The 18,635-nt window shown below is 42.4% G+C and carries 18 protein-coding genes; 5 read left to right on the forward strand and 13 right to left on the reverse strand.

Annotated features, from left to right (window positions below; genetic code table 11):
• Window positions 1-45: 45 nt before the first annotated feature.
• Window positions 46-495 carry a hypothetical protein gene (locus tag ACT3QR_RS13025; protein ID WP_444521755.1) on the reverse strand — a complete coding sequence of 150 codons (450 nt, stop codon included), beginning with the start codon at window positions 493-495 and terminating at the stop codon, window positions 46-48.
• Between the two features lie 109 nt (window positions 496-604).
• Entirely contained in the window at window positions 605-1,222 is a 618-nt protein-coding gene (wrbA, locus tag ACT3QR_RS13030; protein ID WP_444521756.1) for an NAD(P)H:quinone oxidoreductase, read from the reverse strand.
• Window positions 1,223-1,478: 256 nt separating this feature from the next.
• Between wrbA and ACT3QR_RS13035 the strand changes: the two genes are divergently transcribed.
• The 3 genes from ACT3QR_RS13035 to ACT3QR_RS13045 all read left to right on the forward strand — a co-directional run bounded on the left by ACT3QR_RS13035 (window position 1,479) and on the right by ACT3QR_RS13045 (window position 6,100).
• Window positions 1,479-3,068: a YihY family inner membrane protein gene (locus tag ACT3QR_RS13035; RefSeq protein ID WP_444521757.1), complete on the forward strand. Its 1,590-nt coding sequence runs from the start codon at window positions 1,479-1,481 to the stop codon at window positions 3,066-3,068.
• Complete coding sequence (locus tag ACT3QR_RS13040; RefSeq protein ID WP_444521758.1) at window positions 3,055-4,671, forward strand: DUF2254 domain-containing protein; 1,617 nt, start codon at window positions 3,055-3,057, stop codon at window positions 4,669-4,671. The genes ACT3QR_RS13035 and ACT3QR_RS13040 overlap by 14 nt, the downstream gene beginning before the upstream one ends.
• A gap of 154 nt (window positions 4,672-4,825) precedes the next feature.
• On the forward strand, window positions 4,826-6,100 hold the full coding sequence (locus tag ACT3QR_RS13045) for a cation:proton antiporter (RefSeq protein WP_444521759.1): 1,275 nt from the start codon (window positions 4,826-4,828) through the stop codon (window positions 6,098-6,100).
• A gap of 77 nt (window positions 6,101-6,177) precedes the next feature.
• On the opposite strand, the gene ACT3QR_RS13050 is transcribed toward ACT3QR_RS13045, so the two are convergent.
• From ACT3QR_RS13050 to ACT3QR_RS13060, 3 genes are read right to left on the reverse strand one after another with little or no spacing between them, the layout of a single operon-like run.
• Window positions 6,178-6,726, reverse strand: a complete 549-nt coding sequence (locus ACT3QR_RS13050) for a DUF2127 domain-containing protein (RefSeq protein ID WP_444521760.1) — start codon at window positions 6,724-6,726, stop codon at window positions 6,178-6,180.
• The gene (locus ACT3QR_RS13055) at window positions 6,719-7,930 is read right to left on the reverse strand and encodes a dihydroorotase (protein WP_444521761.1); all 1,212 of its coding nucleotides are present in this window, start codon (window positions 7,928-7,930) and stop codon (window positions 6,719-6,721) included. Before ACT3QR_RS13055 ends, ACT3QR_RS13050 begins: the two co-directional genes overlap by 8 nt.
• A 57-nt stretch (window positions 7,931-7,987) precedes the next feature.
• A complete protein-coding gene (locus ACT3QR_RS13060) occupies window positions 7,988-9,061 on the reverse strand; it encodes an aspartate carbamoyltransferase catalytic subunit (RefSeq protein WP_444521762.1) in 1,074 nt (357 codons plus the stop codon).
• A gap of 388 nt (window positions 9,062-9,449) precedes the next feature.
• On the opposite strand from ACT3QR_RS13060, the gene ACT3QR_RS13065 reads away from it, so the two are divergent.
• The gene (locus tag ACT3QR_RS13065; protein WP_444521763.1) at window positions 9,450-10,433 is read left to right on the forward strand and encodes a class 1 fructose-bisphosphatase; all 984 of its coding nucleotides are present in this window, start codon (window positions 9,450-9,452) and stop codon (window positions 10,431-10,433) included.
• Between the two features lie 105 nt (window positions 10,434-10,538).
• The gene (locus ACT3QR_RS13070; protein ID WP_444521764.1) at window positions 10,539-11,333 is read left to right on the forward strand and encodes a TrmH family RNA methyltransferase; all 795 of its coding nucleotides are present in this window, start codon (window positions 10,539-10,541) and stop codon (window positions 11,331-11,333) included.
• A gap of 206 nt (window positions 11,334-11,539) precedes the next feature.
• On the opposite strand, the gene ACT3QR_RS13075 is transcribed toward ACT3QR_RS13070, so the two are convergent.
• The 8 genes from ACT3QR_RS13075 to ACT3QR_RS13110 form a co-directional block, all read right to left on the reverse strand.
• The gene (locus tag ACT3QR_RS13075) at window positions 11,540-12,472 is read right to left on the reverse strand and encodes an FAD-binding protein (protein WP_444521765.1); all 933 of its coding nucleotides are present in this window, start codon (window positions 12,470-12,472) and stop codon (window positions 11,540-11,542) included.
• A 134-nt stretch (window positions 12,473-12,606) separates the two neighbouring features.
• Window positions 12,607-13,356, reverse strand: a complete 750-nt coding sequence (locus ACT3QR_RS13080) for an electron transfer flavoprotein subunit beta/FixA family protein (protein WP_444521766.1) — start codon at window positions 13,354-13,356, stop codon at window positions 12,607-12,609.
• A gap of 454 nt (window positions 13,357-13,810) precedes the next feature.
• Window positions 13,811-14,374 (reverse strand): DUF421 domain-containing protein, encoded by a 564-nt coding sequence (locus ACT3QR_RS13085; RefSeq protein WP_444521767.1) that lies wholly within the window; start codon window positions 14,372-14,374, stop codon window positions 13,811-13,813.
• Between the two features lie 250 nt (window positions 14,375-14,624).
• On the reverse strand, window positions 14,625-14,837 hold the full coding sequence (locus ACT3QR_RS13090; protein ID WP_057758834.1) for a cold-shock protein: 213 nt from the start codon (window positions 14,835-14,837) through the stop codon (window positions 14,625-14,627).
• A gap of 363 nt (window positions 14,838-15,200) precedes the next feature.
• Entirely contained in the window at window positions 15,201-15,632 is a 432-nt protein-coding gene (locus ACT3QR_RS13095; RefSeq protein ID WP_444521768.1) for a hypothetical protein, read from the reverse strand.
• A 280-nt stretch (window positions 15,633-15,912) separates the two neighbouring features.
• Window positions 15,913-16,929 carry a ketol-acid reductoisomerase gene (gene ilvC / locus ACT3QR_RS13100; protein ID WP_444521769.1) on the reverse strand — a complete coding sequence of 339 codons (1,017 nt, stop codon included), beginning with the start codon at window positions 16,927-16,929 and terminating at the stop codon, window positions 15,913-15,915.
• Between the two features lie 133 nt (window positions 16,930-17,062).
• Window positions 17,063-17,560: an acetolactate synthase small subunit gene (ilvN, locus tag ACT3QR_RS13105; RefSeq protein WP_444521770.1), complete on the reverse strand. Its 498-nt coding sequence runs from the start codon at window positions 17,558-17,560 to the stop codon at window positions 17,063-17,065.
• Window positions 17,560-18,635 (reverse strand): thiamine pyrophosphate-dependent enzyme (locus tag ACT3QR_RS13110; RefSeq protein WP_444521771.1); only part of this gene is annotated, 1,076 nt, incomplete at its 5' end. The genes ACT3QR_RS13110 and ilvN, both read right to left, overlap by 1 nt.

The raw sequence follows: 18,635 nt of genomic DNA on the forward strand, positions 1-18,635 counted from the left end.
CTTTAAATGGTTAGATATAACTTAATAAGTATCAAATAGACTAGATCATTGACGGGGTTTCTTCACAACGTTGTTCATTGAAGGCAAACGTTTGAGTAAAATGAATAGCCAAACATTAATGGCCAGCAGTAATAAGAAGTCCGTTGCATACACAGCAATTTCAGCCCAGCTGCTGCCATATATACGCGTAAATAGCACCACCCCACTCGCACCCAAATATACTAAGGTAAACATACTGCTTATCAACAATGCATAAGGTGAACGACCGCGCAGTATCCACGGGGTCAAAATCAATGCTGGCACAAGCCATAATGCCTGCCAAGCAATACCGCCCACAATATCAGGACTACTAGGATTAAAGATACTAATAAATATAGGCAATCCGAGCAGTCTATAAACTAGCCAAATTAACCACGTTACCATCAAACGCCGTGCGATGGGTGTGATAGGCTTAGCCGTTTTTTGAGGCTTTGTAGTAGAGCGGTTGGTAGCCATTAGATATTTTGATTTCCTAAATGAATAATATACTGCTGAACATTAATAATGTAGCTCTTGTAGATTTTGAGACTTAGACAATTCGAGTTAGCAGGTTTATAAAAACTACTTATCGGTTCCAATTAGCCTGTGCTAATGCCGCCGCGGTAATCGCCAAACGGTGACCCTGCGCAATACCCAAATCTCGTTCGTCAGCAGATATTGGCTGATCATGCGCTGCTCCACTGACATGGCTGGCACCGTAAGGCGTACCGCCGCGATGCGTACGATTCAGTGCTGGCTCTGCATAAGGTACACCTACGATGACCATACCGTGATGCATCAGCGGCAACATCATTGTCAGCAATGTAGTCTCTTGTCCACCATGCATAGAACCTGTGGCCGTAAACACTGATGCAGGTTTGTTCTGTAGGTTTCCTGCCAGCCATAAGGTCACGGTATTATCCCAAAAATACTTCATAGGCGCTGCCATATTACCAAAGTGTGTTGGGCTACCAAGCGCAAGACCGCTACAGTTTTTAAGATCGTCCATCGTACAGTACAAGTCACCCTCATCAGGTATCGCAGGCTTACTTGATGTGGTTTCAGGTGCCACTGTCGGTACAGTACGAATACGCGCAGTCATGCCAGCATCTTCAATACCTTGAGCAATAGCGTATGCTAATGTCTTAGTCGTACCGTAATTAGAATAATAAAGCACTAAAACATAAGGGGCGGTCTGACTCATTAGCAAAGCTTCCTTATAAAATCGTTAACCGTACTAACCGCCAAAAATGCGGTGAAATATACGACTAACTGGCATTGTTGAATATGTGCACATTATGCCCGAGTCATTCACTGTCATGCAAATAACCATGATTGATAACCTGACTTATATTGTATCTGATGCAATATATAGTGCATGTAGACACAATTAAACCGCAGATGATAACTACTCATCTTTGTTACACTATTGTCACTCTTACTTTTGCTTAATGGTCGACATGGAAAAATTATCTCAAAAATTCCCGTTTTTACAACAGCGTTGGTTTCAGTTCTTACGGTTTTTAATTCGGCACTTTTTTGAAGATAACTGCCAACAAAAAGCGGCTTCACTGACATATACCACCATGCTGTCAATTGTGCCTGTATTGACGGTATTACTGATGATTTTGTCGTCCGTACCAGCACTCGCGTCAGTCAGAGCTCAGATTTATGACGTCATTTATAGCAATCTATTGCCTCAATCGAGCATGCAAGTTAGTGAGTACATTAATAACTTTGCCGAAAAATCATCTAACCTAACCATTATTGGTGCCATGATTTTATTCTTGACGACTATCATGACATTGACCACTATCGAGCGTGCGTTTAACCAAATCTGGCGGGTGGAAGATCGCTCTGGCGGTATCAAAAGTATGCTGCGCTATTGGACTATCGTTACCTTAGGGCCATTAGTACTGGGTACAGCTTTTATCGCATCAAGTGCCGTACAGAGTCTGAGTTTTCTTAACCGCCAAATTGCAGGTTACGGTATCGACTGGAGCTTTTGGGTACAAATGGTGTCGATTGGTATTACGACGGCAGGCTTTATCGGTATGTATTGGTTTATTCCAAAGGCACGCGTACCAGCAAAAAATGCAGCCATCGCTGGCGTGTTCGTGGCTATTATTTTCGAATTAATGAAGCACCTGTTTGGTACAGTGATGACTAACTTTACCAGCTACGAAGCGATTTACGGTGCCTTTGCTGCACTGCCTATTTTTTTACTATGGATTTATTTGTCGTGGAATTTGATTTTATTGGGCGTTGAAATTAGTTACACCTTGACGATTTTTGAGACAGAAGAGGTTTATCCTCGTCACCCATTACTCAGTTTGATAGATATGTTGAACTTAGTCTATACCCACCATTTAAAAGGTGAAGCCGTTAGCGAGCAAGCCCTGCGTAATGTCTTAGGACGTAAAGAGCTGCCAAAATGGTATACCTATATCAATTACCTGCAAGACTGTAATCTTATCACCATGACAGATGATGATGACTATGTACTCAAAAGAGACTTGAGTCGGATGACATTGTGGGACTTCTATCGCACCTTGCCCTATCCGCTTCCTATCAAGGACGAGTTGGATGAAATGAAATTAGAAGGTCAGAAACCTTGGCTGAGTTTGCTGGTAAAACGTTTTGAAAACACCGAAGCGTATGCCAAACAGCAATTACACTTGCCACTGAATACTATCTTTGCTAATAGCGAACCTCGTAAACAATCTATCAGTAAACATGACGATGATGGTAAGTTATTTAGAAAAACCTCTGACGCAACTGAAAATGTATCACGACATGATAAGCTAGATGGACATGGTGCAAGTATCTATAACAGTAATAACGCAAACCTCGAATCTTCACCGCATCTTGAACCTATGGCTTATGATAAAGACAGTGATATTGAATATGATGATCACGACAATGAAGCCCTCATACCTCTAGGGACAAGTGATAGTCATAGCGAGACAGATACGACCAGACATTCGCATAAAAACGCTATTATTACAGAAGCAGATAACCCTAAGGCTAATCACAGTGAACAAAGATAATGGAGACAGTGTCTGGACACGTACTATCAATGCAAGTCAAACTAGGCTTAAGCAGTTCACAAAGTTGTGGTCGATACAAACGCTAACCGACTTCCCTGATCGCTTAAATAATTTTTGGCAATGGCTTATCGGTACCTACTGGTTTATCCCGACAGCTTGCGTTATTGTCGGTATTTTACTTGCCCCTTTATTAGTCACTATTGACCAAAATTTCGATCGTGAAACGGTAAAAGAGATCTCCTTTGCTTTCACTGGTGATGATGAAGCTGCACGCGCTATTATGACCGCTATTGCTGGTGCCGTATTGGGCGTGGCAGGTACGACGTTTTCGATTACGATCGCAGTACTATCGATGGCATCCTCACAGTTTGGTCCAAGACTGCTACGTAATTTTTTGACTGACACCCCAAATCAGTTTGTCCTTGGCGCTTTTATCGGTACCTTTAGCTATAGCTTACTGGTGTTGAAGTCTATCCATAAATCTGATGTGGCTTTTGGTGTACCCCAGTTAGCAGTGACTTTTGCCATTATCATGGCGATTGTCTGTGCCCTACTTTTAGTTTATTTTGTGCAGCATATGGTTCATGCCATTCAAGCGTCACACGTCATTCAAAACGCTAGCAACGATGCGCTTGCAAACATTCATTACTGGTACAACGATAGGTGCGATATCCAACATCAACGCGATGCTGAGCACCATGATATCGAGCAGTTCCAAAACTGGCCTGCCATGCCTATCTACTCACCTCAAACTGGTTATCTACAACAGATTTATCTTGAGTCATTGATTGCCTTGTCACAAGAGTACGGCGGCGTGGTACAGATGCATGTCAATATTGGTAATTACATTACTGACAGAAATATCATTGGTTATTTCTATCAGCGACCTGCGTCTCATCCAAATAACCAACAAAGAACAGCAACCCCGCATCTTGCTGTGATACCGCGAGCGCCTGACGGACTGTTTTGGCAACGGCTTGCAGGTTGTCTGCGACTTGAGCAACGATTGGCGCACTCTAACGATATTGCCTATAGCTTAGGACAGATGACAGAAATTGCTGTGCGTGCATTATCCCCCGGTATCAATGATCCAAAGACTGCGGTCAATTGCGTTCAGTCTCTAACCAGCTGTCTGAGTATCATGATGCGTCGCCAGCCGCCAAGTCCTTATCATTTTCATATACCGCAGTCAGACACCGACAATGCTTCTGAAACCTCTGTTAAGCAAAAACGACTGGTAATACTGGCACTGGTCACTCATGCCCCCAAAATCTCTGATTTTATCAATATATCGCTCGGTGAGATACGTCGTTATGCAGCGACTGACTTGATGGTTTTAAAGGCATTATGTCAGGCAATGGTCAATTTGGATTATGCACGGGTAAACAGCGCGCAGCAGCAAACGCTATTACATGAATTACATCTGATTCAGCGAGCTGGAGAAGAGAATTTAAATTATCAAGAGTTGGTCGATGATTTAATTGCTATGTGCGAACAAGCCAAGCAGTTCATCCTTGATAATGATGCACAGCACAAGCACTTTAATTATGTCAGTGAGTTTGAAGCAGATATTCGTCAAGCGTTACAGACACAGTCTAGTTAATAATATGACCAATTAATCGTTTAAATAGATGGCCATATCAGCCCTTGTAAACACATTAATTATCATCACAATACCTGTAGCTAAAAACACTTATAACGTCCCTATAGGCCACGCGCTTTGGATAATTTTTATATTTATATGAGATCTACTCCTTATGGCATCTGCAACCAGCCTCACCATACTAGAAATCAGCGCCATATTCTTATCGATCACTGCTTCATTAACTTATATTAATCACCGCTTTATTGGTTTACCGACCACTATTGGTGTCATGGTCATCTCTATTCTATTGTCAATCGGTGCGATATTTCTGGGTTTTTTAGGATTTGATCAGCTGATTGATTACGAAGTCAGCTTATTGGAGCAGCTTGATTTTACCGAAGTATTATTAGACGGCATGCTGTCGATGTTGCTATTCGCAGGCGCCTTACACGTCAATATTGGTGATTTAAGACGATATAAGTTACCTATTGGCATTCTTGCTGGGCTTGGTACGATCATCTCAGCGATGCTCATCGCGACCGCGATTTATTTTATGCTGCCATTGTTCGGGTTTGACCTACCATTTCTGTGGTGTCTATTGTTTGGGGCGCTTATTTCCCCTACCGATCCTATTGCCGTCATGGGTATCCTGTCATCAGCAGGTGCGCCAAAAAGTATCGAGACTGTCATCGCTGGCGAGTCATTGTTCAATGATGGTATCGGCGTAGTCATCTTCGTTTTATTACTAGGGATTTTATCTAGTGGCGATATCCCTACTGCCAACTACGTCGCACATACATTGGCAGTCGAAGCTGGCGGCGGCGTGGTATTCGGACTGGTACTTGGTGCAATTTTATATTACTTGCTCAAGAGTATTGATAGCTATCAAGAAGAGGTGTTATTGACATTAGCAGGCGTTATCGGAGGCTACGCGCTGGCCAGTCATTGGCATTTATCAGGGCCACTAGCCATGGTGATGATGGGGCTGATGGTTGGTAATCGTGGTCGCGAGCTGGCGATGAGTGATAAGACACGTCACTATATTGATTTGTTTTGGGAATTAATCGATGAGATTTTAAACGCGATTTTGTTTGTGCTTATCGGTCTAGAAGTGGTGATGATTGCTTATTCCGGCAACTTATTTATCGCAAGTGGTTTGACGATTTTTATTGCGCTCGCTGCACGTTTTATCGTTGTTGGTATGACAACCAAGAGCTTTCACCGTCAGCTTGACTTGCCCACGGGCGCATGGAAAGTTCTGACATGGGGCGGCTTACGAGGTGGTATATCAGTCGCGTTAGTATTGCAGCTACCAATCGGGGCTGAACGCGAGATTTTATTGGCACTCACTTATGCAGTGGTGATTTTCTCTATCTTGGTACAAGGTCTGAGCGTTGGGAAAGTCGCTAAAAGCATTCGTACCGATGAAAAGACAGTAGATGTGTAAAGCGCAAATATAGTGGGTATAAAAAAGCCAGCATAAGATAATTATCTTATGCTGGCTTTTTTGATTTAATTTAAACGCTATATCAAACCTTTACGTTTCATATTGCGATAAACTACGATAACAATGAGCAGATTAGAGACCAATATTCCAAGCTTAAACCAGTCAAATGGGCTAACGATCAGATAATAGATTTCTATAGGAATAAATATCCCATAACCTAATACCCCAAACCAATATGCCCATGTTTTGTCATGCCATAAGCCATACGCTTCTAGGAAGCGCAAACTGGCGTAAGCAAATATCAATAACAAAAACATCGGCCAGTTTTTACTTGCCTGCTGAGCAATACGTACTGCACTGTCGATTTGCGGGCCAAGCAGATGACCGAAACTGCGCTGCCAAGTAACCGTGACCGTCGTCAGCCAATGCTCAAGATTGGTATGCCACCACCATAACGCCCCTGCTCCTAGTAACGCGCCAACACCTTTGACTGCCTCATAAATAGCCACCGCCTTAATAGACTCACTCGCCGTACTGCGCGATTTTTCTTGCTGACCATTCATGGCAACCCCTTTATCCTTCGAAGATGGCGGCAGACGGTCATCCTGTCGGGGCAAATTAGCCAAAAAATGTCTCCACAACACGTCCTTGCAACTTCTGATTGAAAAATGGCGTGTTTTTACCGCTCGATAGCATAGATTTCGCGGTTACTTGCCACTCAAGGTTAGGGTCGACTAATACTGCACCGCCTATCGCTTCGTACTGCTCACTAATACCAGCGATTTTTGCAGGATTCAGGCAGATTTTATCAACGAGTTGCTCCAAAGTTAGTACCTCATCATGTACTAGCTGACACGCCAGCGCCATAAAGGTATCAAAGTTTGAAATGCCGGGTGTACTCTCAGCAAACGGTGCTTTTTTAGCCGTACTATTTAGTGGCTCGTGATGACTACAGATGGCATCGATAGTGCCATCTTTTAATCCACGACGGATTGCCTGCTGGTCAGTATTACTACGTAGCGGTGGTAACACATACGCCTGAGCATTAAAGCCCTCAAGATTGTCATCGGTTAAGTAAAGCTGATGCATCGCAACGTCACACGTAACAGGCAGGCCTTTGTCTTTTGCCCAGCGCATGAGCTCAATGGAAGACTTACAGGATAGCTGACTAAAATGAGCGGCGATTCCAGTCTCTTCAACCATCAATAGCTGCGTAGACAAGGCAACAGTTTCCGCAATCCAAGGAATCCCTTGCAGACCATGGTAAGAGGCGATATAGCCCTCATGTGCTACGCCATCTCCAGATAGACTTGGCTCATTAGGATAAAAGAATACTTTCATACCAAAGGTTGCCGCATACTCTAGTGTGCGTAGCAATACTAAGTCATTGCGAAAAGGTCTACGCGCATTGGATACCGCAATACAGCCGCCCTTTTTGAGCCCTGCGATATTAGACGGTCGTTCGCCTTCTAGTCCTGTGGTCAACGCACCCAAGATATGTAAGTAAATACCGCCGTCACTCAAGGCGCGCTCGCGCAAACCTTTTAAGAGTGAGCCATTTTCTAAAATAGGATTGGTATCAGGCGGTGTGACCACATGCAAGAATCCATTACCACGGGCAGCGCTGCCTTCTGATTTTAGCGTACCATGTTGCTGTTGGCCCGGCTCACGCAAGCGCGCGCATAGATCTACTAGTGGTGGTAGTAACCACATATCACGGCCAGAATCGAGTGTAGACAGTTTTTCTGTTGCAGCTTGCGGTAATGCATCTTTAAATGCTTTTGGTAAATGGTCAAGAATAGGTGCATCAGTATTAAGCATGGTAGACATAACGTTATTACCGTATCAATAAATGAAATAAATGAGAATAAGTCGCGCGGTAGACGGTTACTTGCCAGCCGCTTGATGAGCACGCTGACCTTCCATCGCAAGCGATAAGACCGCCATTCGAATGGCAATACCGTTATTTACCTGCTTTAAAATAACGGACTGTGCGCCATCAGCCACACTAGAGGCAATCTCAACACCTCGGTTCATTGGCCCTGGGTGCATCACCAATGCATCAGGCTTGGCAAGTGCTACTCGCTCTGGCGTAATCCCATAATGCTTATAGTATTCACTTGATGATGCCAATAGCGGCGAACCGATACGCTCGTTTTGTATTCTTAGTCCCATGATGACATCACAGTCAGTGACACATTCGTTCATGTTTTCATATACTTTTACGCCAAAACGCTCGATACCTTTAGGCAGTAGAGTACGCGGCGCACAAACACGTATGTCTGTCACACCTAATGTTTGCAGTGCACTGATATCAGAACGTGCCACACGTGAATGCTTGATATCACCAACGATTGCAACAGACAGTTCCTCAAATGGGCGCGGTGCCTCACGGTGGATGGTCAGCATATCGAGCATTCCTTGAGTAGGATGCGCATGCCAACCATCACCGCCGTTAATGATAGCAATATCAGGCGTGACTTCTGTTGACATAAAATGCGCGGCACCCGATGCTGAATGTCGAACCACAAAAATATCCGCGGTCATCGCCTGTAGATTCCACAGCGTATCGCGTAGACTCTCTCCTTTTTTGGTGCTAGAGCGTTCGATATCAATATTTAGTACATTGGCACCCAAGCGTTTTTCCGCCACTTCAAATGTCGTCCGCGTACGAGTCGATGGCTCAAAAAACAGATTCATCACTGTATAGCCATCCAACTCAGGACGATTGATTAGCTGTCCATTTTCATCAAAAAAAGTCTCTGCTTTTGCGATAATAGCTTTGAGCTGTGCTTTATTGAGACCTTCAACACCTAAGAAATGCCTGATACCGCCATCGGTGTTGAGCTGCGGACGACTCAGTGACGTATTGAGCCTTTGATGAATCGTATTGGGATCAAATTTTGCATAATCAGTCGGTGAGACTGGTTGTGTAGCGCTACTATCGATAGAATTTGACATAATGGCGAGTCTTTATTGTGGGTTTATATGAGTCTATAGTAATCACTTATTCATCTTTGTTCGATCATTTATCACTGATAGGCATAGATACAAAGGACATTTTGACGCTTATTTGCTACAATTTACCGTAATAAAATTCGACCGAAAAATAGCCTCAGCAGACAATCAGAAAGCGTGAATAGACATGCTGTACTCTCATAGAGAATAATTCTGACAAAACTATAAATGAATAACAATAGATATAGTGTAGCCGATTTTGTGGTCGGGACAAAGATACCGTATTAGCTATTTGAGAATTTACCTATTTTAGGTGTGCTGAATGCCACCTACTCCTTTACTTTGACATCTATCCGTTCTTTTATTTCCATACCATTTATTAGGAAGCTTTATGACGACCTTAGCAGACTATTTAAACCAACATGCCACTAACCCTGCACTCAACGACGTAATTACCACTGTCACTGATGTCGGTAAGACGATTTCACAATTGCTCAGAAAAGGGGCGTTAGCAGATATTTTGGGCGAAGCCGGTAACCAAAACGTTCAAGGCGAAGATCAGAAGAAACTTGATGTACTGGCCAATGACTTACTGCTAGATGCATTGGCAAAAAACACACATTGCGCTGGTGTTGCTTCAGAAGAACTTGATGACGCGACTCCTGCTAATGATGATGGTAGCCTACTGGTATTATTTGACCCATTAGATGGCTCATCAAATATTGATATCAATATGGCAGTGGGTACAATTTTTTCTGTTTTACCGTATGAGCGTCAAGGTCAAACCAGTGAAAACAGCGACTACCTACAGGCAGGCTATAAACAGCTAGCAGCAGGTTATCTGCTATATGGTACCTCTACTGTCCTAGCATTGACTATCGCTGATAAAGTTGTGATGTTCAGCCTAGATCCAGATACTTCTGACTATGTGCTGATAGAAGGCAATGTTCAAATCGATGCCGATACGAGCGAGTATGCTATCAATAGCTCAAACTATCGCTATTGGCGCGCGCCTATGCAGCAGTACATTGACGAACTAATCGCTGGTGAAACTGGCGTACGTGGACGCGATTTTAATACGCGCTGGGTCGCTGCTATGGTAGGTGATGTGCATCGTATCTTATGCCGTGGTGGTTTATTCACCTACCCGTTTGATACCAAATACGCTCATAAAGCGGGTAAACTGCGCTTAATGTATGAAGCCAACCCAATGAGCCTATTGATTGAACGCGCAGGTGGCGGTGCGACAGACGCTGTCAATCGTATCCTAGATATCGAACCGACTGATATCCATCAGCGTGTTCCTGTGGTACTCGGTAGCAAAAACGAAGTTGATTACGTGAAAGACTTACACGTAAATTATTCTGAAAAATAATTGATTTACGCGCCTGTTAAGCACAATCAGCAGAATGCTAAATCCATAATAGGTATTTTGCTGATTATCTAAACGTTTCTTTTATCCTTCTCTAAGCGGTCCACTATGGTATTAAATCCCACCGAGCTGATTACCTCAGATAAAAACACAACCGTGAAGCTTGTAAAAGCACTACTTTCACAAGCACGACAACGTAAAAAGAACGGTCAGACAGTCATAGAAGGCGTCCATTTGATAGATGCTGCACTACGCAGTGACTACCCTTTCGCCCAGATACTACTGTCCGAATCAGCGCGTAGTCACCCTGAAGTTCAACAGGTACTCACTCGTCTGCCGACTTATACACCTATTCTTACTTTGTCAGACTCACTTTATGAGAGTATCCGCAGCTTGGGTACCGGCATCGATATCATGGCAGTGATTAAAGTACCAACGCCTAGTCTGGCGATGATCGATGAAGACTGCTTAATCTTGAATGACGTGCAGGACAGTGGAAACGTTGGTACGCTACTACGTACAGCAGCAGCCGTCGGTATCCGCAACATCTTATGTACCAGTGCTACCGCGCAAGCTTGGTCACCCAAGACGCTACGAGCAGGTATGGGTGCACAGTTTGCCCTGACTATCTATGAAGGCTTGAGTACGCAAGATATTCTAGATCAAGTACAAGTACCACTGCTAGCTACCAGCTCACACACAGATACTATCATTTACGATCACGATTTATCTGCGCCCGTGGCTTGGGTTATGGGTCATGAGGGCCAAGGCGTCAGCGATGATCTAATGCAATGTGCCACACCGATAGCCTTACCGCAGCCGAATGGTCAAGAGAGCTTAAATGTAGCGATTGCAGGGTCTTTATGTCTGTATGAGACCTTACGTCAAAGACAATACTCTTAGGGTCGATTTATAACTGCTATTAAAACAATATCTATTAAGCATAAAAAAACCACTATCAAGCGATAGTGGGTTTTTTGTTATACGTCTACTACTAATAATGGTCAAAGAAATCTAAAACAGATACAAGGCAGCCGACTGCAGATTGTACAAGTAGTACATCTAAGAAGGGTAACACCGTAGCGGTTTAGTAGTTCTTTGACTATACATTAAACCTTGCTAGTTAGCTCAGGCAGTGCTTCGAATAGATCCGCTTCTAAGAAGTAATCAGCAACGCTAGCGATAGGTGCTTCTGGGTCATTGTTGATAGCAACGATGACTTTAGAATCTTTCATACCAGCCAAGTGCTGAATCGCGCCTGAGATACCAGCTGCGATATATAGCTGTGGTGCAACGATTTTACCTGTTTGACCGACTTGCATATCGTTTGGTACGTATCCTGCATCGACAGCAGCACGTGATGCACCAACAGCAGCGCCTAGCTTATCAGCTAATGGCTCAATGTATTTAGTGAAGTTTTCACCGTTGGCCAATGCACGACCACCAGAAACAACGATACCAGCTGACGTCAGCTCTGGACGATCTGACTTAGCCATTTCTTCGTTAACGAAGCTAGCCTTACCAGTTTCTTGTACGTTGTCAATAGTTTCGACAGTAGCTGAACCGCCTTCGCTTGCCACTGAGTCAAACGCAGTGGTACGTACGGTTAGTACAACTTTGTCTTCTGTTGTTTTCACTGTTGCTGTCGCATTGCCTGCATAGATAGGACGCTCAAACGTTTGCGCATCTACCACACCTGAGATTTCAGACAACATACTTACGTCAATTAACGCCGCAACGCGTGGCATGAAGTTTTTACCAGTCGTGGTTGCAGCCGCTAGGATATGGCTGTAATCACCAGCGATATCAGCAACCAATAGCGCCACGTTACCTGCCAATTGATGCTCATAAGCAGCGTTGTCAGCCAATAGTACTTTAGTCACGCCTTCCGCTTTTGCCGCTTCGTCAGCTGCTGCTTGTGCAGCACTACCAGCAACCAATACATGGATATCATCACCCATTTGTTTAGCAGCAGCGATAGTGTTTAAAGTTGCCTTTTTTAGACTGGCATTGTCATGTTCTGCATATACCAAAATTGCCATGGTTTTAATCCTTTTTTATTCGTATCGTCTATTCACGTCATGAGATTGTCTGTGTACAAAATTACGGATATGGCGAATATTAAATCAACCTAACCAAACAGGTAACTCTGTACATGATATGCCGTAGCGAAGTCTTAGATTACTTTAGCTTCGTTTTTTAGCTTCTCAACCAATTCATCTACTGAACCTACTGTAATACCAGCTTTACGGTCAGCAGGTGGCACAACTTTAATAATCTCTTGCTTAGATGTCATATCAACACCGAAATCAGCTGGTATTTTTTCATCAAGTGGCTTTTTCTTCGCTTTCATGATGTTAGGCAATTTAGCATAACGTGGCTCATTCAAACGTAAATCAGTCGTGATAACTGCTGGCAAATCAAGCGCAACCGTTTGTAGACCGCCATCGATTTCACGTGTTACGTTTACTTTGTCGCCTTCAACTTTCACTTCTGATGCAAACGTACCCTGACCAATACCCATCAATGCTGCTAGCATCTGACCAGTTTGGTTATTGTCATCATCGATTGCCTGTTTACCTAGCAAGATGATATCAGTGCTTTCAGTTTCAGCGATATTTTTTAGAATCTTAGCAACTTGTAATGGATATGGCTTTTCGTCACTTACTACTAATACACCGCGGTCAGCACCTAACGCTAAGGCTGCGCGAATCTGCTCTTGTGACTCTTTTGGACCGATTGAGGCAACAATGATCTCATCAATGACGCCAGCTTCTTTTAGACGAACCGCTTCTTCTACTGCGATTTCATCAAAAGGGTTGATTGACATTTTAGTGTTTGATAAGTCAACGCCAGTGTTGTCGGCTTTTACACGAACTTTTACGTTATAATCAATGACACGCTTGACCGCTACTAATGCTTTCATACGTTCCTCGTTTATTAATGTTATGAGTTAAAATTTGTCAGTTAAGAACCAAAGTTTCGTTGTGGTTCAAATTGTCGTTCAAAATACTGCTCAAGGTTATTACTACATCAACAGAATATAGTTAACTAAGAGATTTGAGCCAATATCTAAGAGCATATTAGCATTGTATCTCTTACTAATGAAATCTGTTAAAGCTAAGCCAACCGTTATTATCAGACCTATGTATCTTGCGTGAGCAGGCAGATAAGGTCAAGACACCGCCGTGAATAATGCGTCATAAATTTGTCAACATTCTACAATAGATAGTCTATAAGCACTTTGTTCTACAACTTTTGGGTTCAATAATCTTAAATACTCGTACCTTTATAGCATTCTCAGCCTTGAGGTTACTTAATATTTTGTTATTATTTATCTCTTTGAAGTTAATAGATAAGAATAACTAGCTCATCTAGACCTATGATTTACTATTCTTACTAGAGTTAATTAATAATTCACTGTCACGTATATCATCAAATAAAGACCAATCAGGTTCGACATTATTATTCTTAATGACACTCATATCACCTGTCGTCTCCATAATTACCGCAAATACTTCTGTTTTCGCTTTGATGCCATTTTTACGTAGAACTTCTTGGACATCACTAGTGCTAAGACTGGCTTCCTTTAGATTATCTTCTAAGTATTTACCGTGAGCCATTATAATAATAGCTTGATTGTCTATCAGCGCTTTTAGTGGCTTTATCTTACGCCTGATGACTGAAATAATACCCTGAATTAAAAATAACACCGCAACAGCAAATAATCCTTGAAATAGAGACGGCTTATCTGACAACACAGTCGATGCCAATATACTACCAATACCAACAGTCATTGCAAAATCATAGCTTGATAACTTAGAAAAACTACGCAGACCCATTAGCCGAGTAAACAGCATGAGCCCTGCATAAAAACCTACTGCAGATAAAGAAATTCCAAGCACCTGTTGCCAGTCAATTGAAAGCCAATTTTCCCATTTCATAACACAACCTTATCTATTACATCTCTATTAAACCAGTATTCGTTATTACTTGATGATGTTAATTCTTAAAATCAATAGCACTTCGTTAACGCAAAAATTTCCATAAAAAAAGCAACCTGATGAGAGGTTGCTTTTTTTTAAAGTTGGTACAGTATTTTTATTGTTTTAACAAACAAAGTAATCAATGCAAATTGATAATCTTGTAGCATTCAAACCAACTGAAACTCAGTTAGCTCAATAACTCATAAGATTAGATAGCTTCGATTTGCTCAGCTTGTGGGCCTTTTTTGCCATCACCTAAGATGAAAGACACTTTTTGGCCTTCGGCTAAAGTTTTGAAACCGTTACCTTGGATAGCGCTGTAGTGAGCAAATACGTCTTGTCCGCCATTGTCTTGAGCGATAAAACCAAAACCTTTAGCTTCATTAAACCACTTTACAGTGCCTTCAACTTTATCTGACATAAATTTTCCTGACTCTTTAACTGTTGGCGAGACTTGTGTCATCACCGATTAATTGACATATACCCTAATATTTTCTGCTAAATGCAGCGGTCAAAAATACGAAGTAATCCTAGAGAAAACTTAGATTTTTTACCTCAAATATTTTGAGTACAGTCTGATTATAGCAGCTTTCCATAGGAGTAACAGTCTAAATTGCTGATTTTTGTAAATAAATACTAACCATTGCATTAAGCTAATATCAATAGCATCTTATTTCATATCTTATTGATATAAAACAGTTTTTGTTTTTAAATACGCTTCAGACTTACAGGTATATCTATAAGTAATCAGATCAGCACAAAAAATAGCAGGTTGAAATACTGATTATTGTAACGGTGATGTTGGCAACCATGCTGAACTCAATACGAGTAAACATAACGCAAAGAATACCAACGAAAATGACTGACTGTAGGCAATATATTTGGGTGGAATGACTAAATCTTTAGGAGAATCAGGAATGCCTTTGCGCTTTAATAACTTAGTGCCATATATCCAGCCAAAGGTCGTATAGATACCATACGCCGCAGGAACCGCAATCGCTAACGGGGTCAAATCGATGACATATAAAACCACTACTGATATAAAGAACCATAAGGTATCTAACAATGAACTGACTTTGAAAAATTTAGATTGAGGTAGTTTACCATCAGTCTGTTTGAGCATCTCCCCTTCTATCCAAATTAAAACTGCTACCACAGCGCTAAGAGTAATATATACGAATTGCGGCGTTAGCCAGTCTGGATAAGATATTTGCACAGCATACAACCTATTATCTATAGAAAGTGAGAATGAAGCATTTATCTGCTTCGCATACTTAAAAATGGATGAAAACAATGACGAATGTTGGCAGTAAAGACGCTCTGACCAACGTTAAGATGCCTGCTTATATTGGGTAGTGATTACTGATTTTCAACCAATAATCCTTATTCAAATCAAAGTTCAAAAAACCTATGGAGTAATCCGCATAAAAAACCCGTGCTATCAACTGATAACACGGGCAACTTAATTCTAAAGCAGACTTTTATTTATATGAGCCTTAGTTTTTGTCTTTATCGATGATTTTGTTACCACCGATCCATGGCATCATGCCACGTAACTTAGCACCAGTGGTTTCGATCTGATGGTCTGCGTTGTTACGACGACGCGCCGTCATTGATGGATAGTTGGTTGCACCTTCAGAGATGAACATCTTCGCGTATTCACCAGACTGAATGCGTTTTAGTGCATTACGCATGGCTTCACGTGACTGCTCGTTGATGACTTCAGGACCAGTAACATATTCGCCGTACTCAGCGTTGTTACTGATTGAGTAGTTCATGTCAGCGATACCGCCTTCATACATCAAATCAACGATAAGCTTTAGCTCATGTAGACATTCAAAATAAGCCATTTCTGGTGCATAGCCCGCTTCTGTTAGCGTCTCAAAGCCCATTTTAACTAGCTCTACTGCACCGCCACAAAGTACGGCTTGCTCACCGAATAGATCCGTTTCAGTTTCATCTTTAAACGTTGTTTCGATGATACCTGAACGACCACCACCAACACCAGCAGCATACGATAATGCTAACTGTTTGGCTTGACCAGAAGCATCTTGGTAGATAGCGATAAGATCAGGGATACCGCCGCCTTTAGTAAACTCTGAACGTACAGTATGACCTGGTGCTTTTGGAGCAACCATGATGACATCAAGATCACCACGTGGTACAACTTGGTTATAATGAATAGCGAAACCATGAGCGAAAGCTAACGTAGCGCCCTCTTTGATATTTGGTTCGATCACATCATTATAAAGCTCTTTCTGAAACTCATCAGGGGTCAAAATCATGACGACGTCAGCTGCTTTTACCGCGTCTTCTACTTCAGCAACTTTTAGACCAGCATTTTCTGCTTTTTTCCATGAACCTGAGTTGGCGCGTAGACCAACAGTTACATCGACGTCTGAGTCTTGTAGGTTAAGCGCATGTGCATGGCCCTGTGAACCATAACCAATAATAGCAACTTTTTTACCTTGGATAATTGATAGGTCACAATCTTTGTCATAATAAACGTTCATAAATAGAGTCCTTGTTCTCAATCATGGCTTGCCATGGATAGTAAGCGCTTATGCTACAGTCAATATAATGACCAAGATAAGCGCTTTGTTGATTAGAAAAATAAATTTTAATTAAATTGGTTTTGATAAATACTTAAATGCTGAGTGTCTTTTCACCACGGGCAATACCGATGACACCTGAGCGAACCACTTCCATAATACGCTCACGGCCAAGCACATCGATAAAGCCATCAAGTTTGGCTTTGTCGCCCACGATTTGAATCGTATATAAGTTCGAATTTACATCAACGATTTGTGCACGGAAAATATCTGCGCTGCGTTTAATTTCTTCGCGAATACTGCCTGTTGCACGAACTTTGATGAGCATCAATTCACGCTCAACGTGTACATTCTCGGTCAAATTAAGCACTTTAACCACTTCAATCAACTTATGCAATTGTTTGGTGATTTGCTCAATTCTTTCAGGTGATGTAATGGTCGTGACCGTTAGACGTGAGATACTTGGATCATCGGTAGGTGCGACGTTCAATGTTTCGATATTATAGCCACGTTGTGAGAACAAGCCGACTAAACGCGACAACGAACCCGCTTCGTTTTCCATCAATACCGAAATCAGATGTTGTTGTTGCATTAGGTACGCTCCCCTTTTGTTAACCACATATCACGCATGGCCTGTCCAGCGATTTGCATTGGATATACATGCTCATTACGATCGACATAAACATCGATAAATACCAGTTTGTCTTTTATAGCCATTGCTTCAGCCAGTTGTGCTTCCATGGTCGCAGGATCAGTGATTTTAATACCGACGTGACCATAACTTTCAGCCAATTTGACAAAATCTGGTAAGGAGTTCATATAAGACTGAGCATGACGACCTTCATACAGCATATCTTGCCACTGCTTCACCATACCAAGCTGCGCATTATTCAGGTTCAAGATCTTGACTGGTAGATTGTACTGTAGGCAAGTCGATAGCTCTTGGATATTCATCTGAATAGAGCCTTCACCTGTAATACACACCACATCACGCTCAGGGTTAACAAGTTTTGCAGCCATTGCATATGGTAAGCCAACACCCATTGTACCTAGGCCGCCTGAGTTCAACCATTGGCGAGGCTCGTCGTAAGTATAGTAAAGAGCTGCAAACATCTGATGCTGACCAACATCACTAGTGATAATAGCTTTGCCATCAGTGACTTTGCATAGCGCCTGTACTGCGCTCTGTGGTTTGATGCCATTGTCTGTGCTGGTGTCATAGCGTAAGCCATGACGCTTACGCCATTCATTAATTTGTGACCACCAGTCTAGCAATGCGTGTTGCTCTAATTGCTTATCGTGACCAACGATATCTAGCATGTCCGTTAAGACAGATTTTACATCGCCTACGATAGGAATGTGCGCCATGATCGTTTTTGAAATTGACGCTGGATCGATATCGATGTGGATGATGGTGGCATTAGGGCAGAATTTTTTAACGTTGTTGGTCACACGATCATCAAAACGCGCGCCGACAGCCAAAATTACATCAGCATGATGCATACTCATATTGGCTTCGTAAGTGCCATGCATACCTAGCATACCTAAGAACTGACGATCTGAGCCAGGGAACGTACCAAGACCCATCAAGGTATTGGTCACTGGTAAATTCAGACGATGCGCAAGATCTGTCAACTCTTCGTGCGCCTTACTCCAAATCACACCGC

The sequence above is a fragment of the Psychrobacter sp. AOP7-B1-25 genome, from assembly GCF_052376195.1.
Classification (GTDB): domain Bacteria; phylum Pseudomonadota; class Gammaproteobacteria; order Pseudomonadales; family Moraxellaceae; genus Psychrobacter.

What these genes read in the sequence shown, in the direction of transcription:
- ACT3QR_RS13025 (WP_444521755.1), bottom strand. Translation starts at nt 495, where the DNA reads ATGGCTACCAACCGCTCTACTACAAAGCCTCAAAAAACGGCTAAGCCT.
- wrbA (WP_444521756.1), bottom strand. Translation starts at nt 1,222, where the DNA reads ATGAGTCAGACCGCCCCTTATGTTTTAGTGCTTTATTATTCTAATTAC.
- ACT3QR_RS13035 (WP_444521757.1), top strand. Translation starts at nt 1,479, where the DNA reads ATGGAAAAATTATCTCAAAAATTCCCGTTTTTACAACAGCGTTGGTTT.
- ACT3QR_RS13045 (WP_444521759.1), top strand. Translation starts at nt 4,826, where the DNA reads ATGGCATCTGCAACCAGCCTCACCATACTAGAAATCAGCGCCATATTC.
- ACT3QR_RS13055 (WP_444521761.1), bottom strand. Translation starts at nt 7,930, where the DNA reads ATGTCTACCATGCTTAATACTGATGCACCTATTCTTGACCATTTACCA.
- ACT3QR_RS13060 (WP_444521762.1), bottom strand. Translation starts at nt 9,061, where the DNA reads ATGTCAAATTCTATCGATAGTAGCGCTACACAACCAGTCTCACCGACT.
- ACT3QR_RS13065 (WP_444521763.1), top strand. Translation starts at nt 9,450, where the DNA reads ATGACGACCTTAGCAGACTATTTAAACCAACATGCCACTAACCCTGCA.
- ACT3QR_RS13070 (WP_444521764.1), top strand. Translation starts at nt 10,539, where the DNA reads ATGGTATTAAATCCCACCGAGCTGATTACCTCAGATAAAAACACAACC.
- ACT3QR_RS13075 (WP_444521765.1), bottom strand. Translation starts at nt 12,472, where the DNA reads ATGGCAATTTTGGTATATGCAGAACATGACAATGCCAGTCTAAAAAAG.
- ACT3QR_RS13080 (WP_444521766.1), bottom strand. Translation starts at nt 13,356, where the DNA reads ATGAAAGCATTAGTAGCGGTCAAGCGTGTCATTGATTATAACGTAAAA.
- ACT3QR_RS13085 (WP_444521767.1), bottom strand. Translation starts at nt 14,374, where the DNA reads ATGAAATGGGAAAATTGGCTTTCAATTGACTGGCAACAGGTGCTTGGA.
- ACT3QR_RS13090 (WP_057758834.1), bottom strand. Translation starts at nt 14,837, where the DNA reads ATGTCAGATAAAGTTGAAGGCACTGTAAAGTGGTTTAATGAAGCTAAA.
- ilvC (WP_444521769.1), bottom strand. Translation starts at nt 16,929, where the DNA reads ATGAACGTTTATTATGACAAAGATTGTGACCTATCAATTATCCAAGGT.
- ilvN (WP_444521770.1), bottom strand. Translation starts at nt 17,560, where the DNA reads ATGCAACAACAACATCTGATTTCGGTATTGATGGAAAACGAAGCGGGT.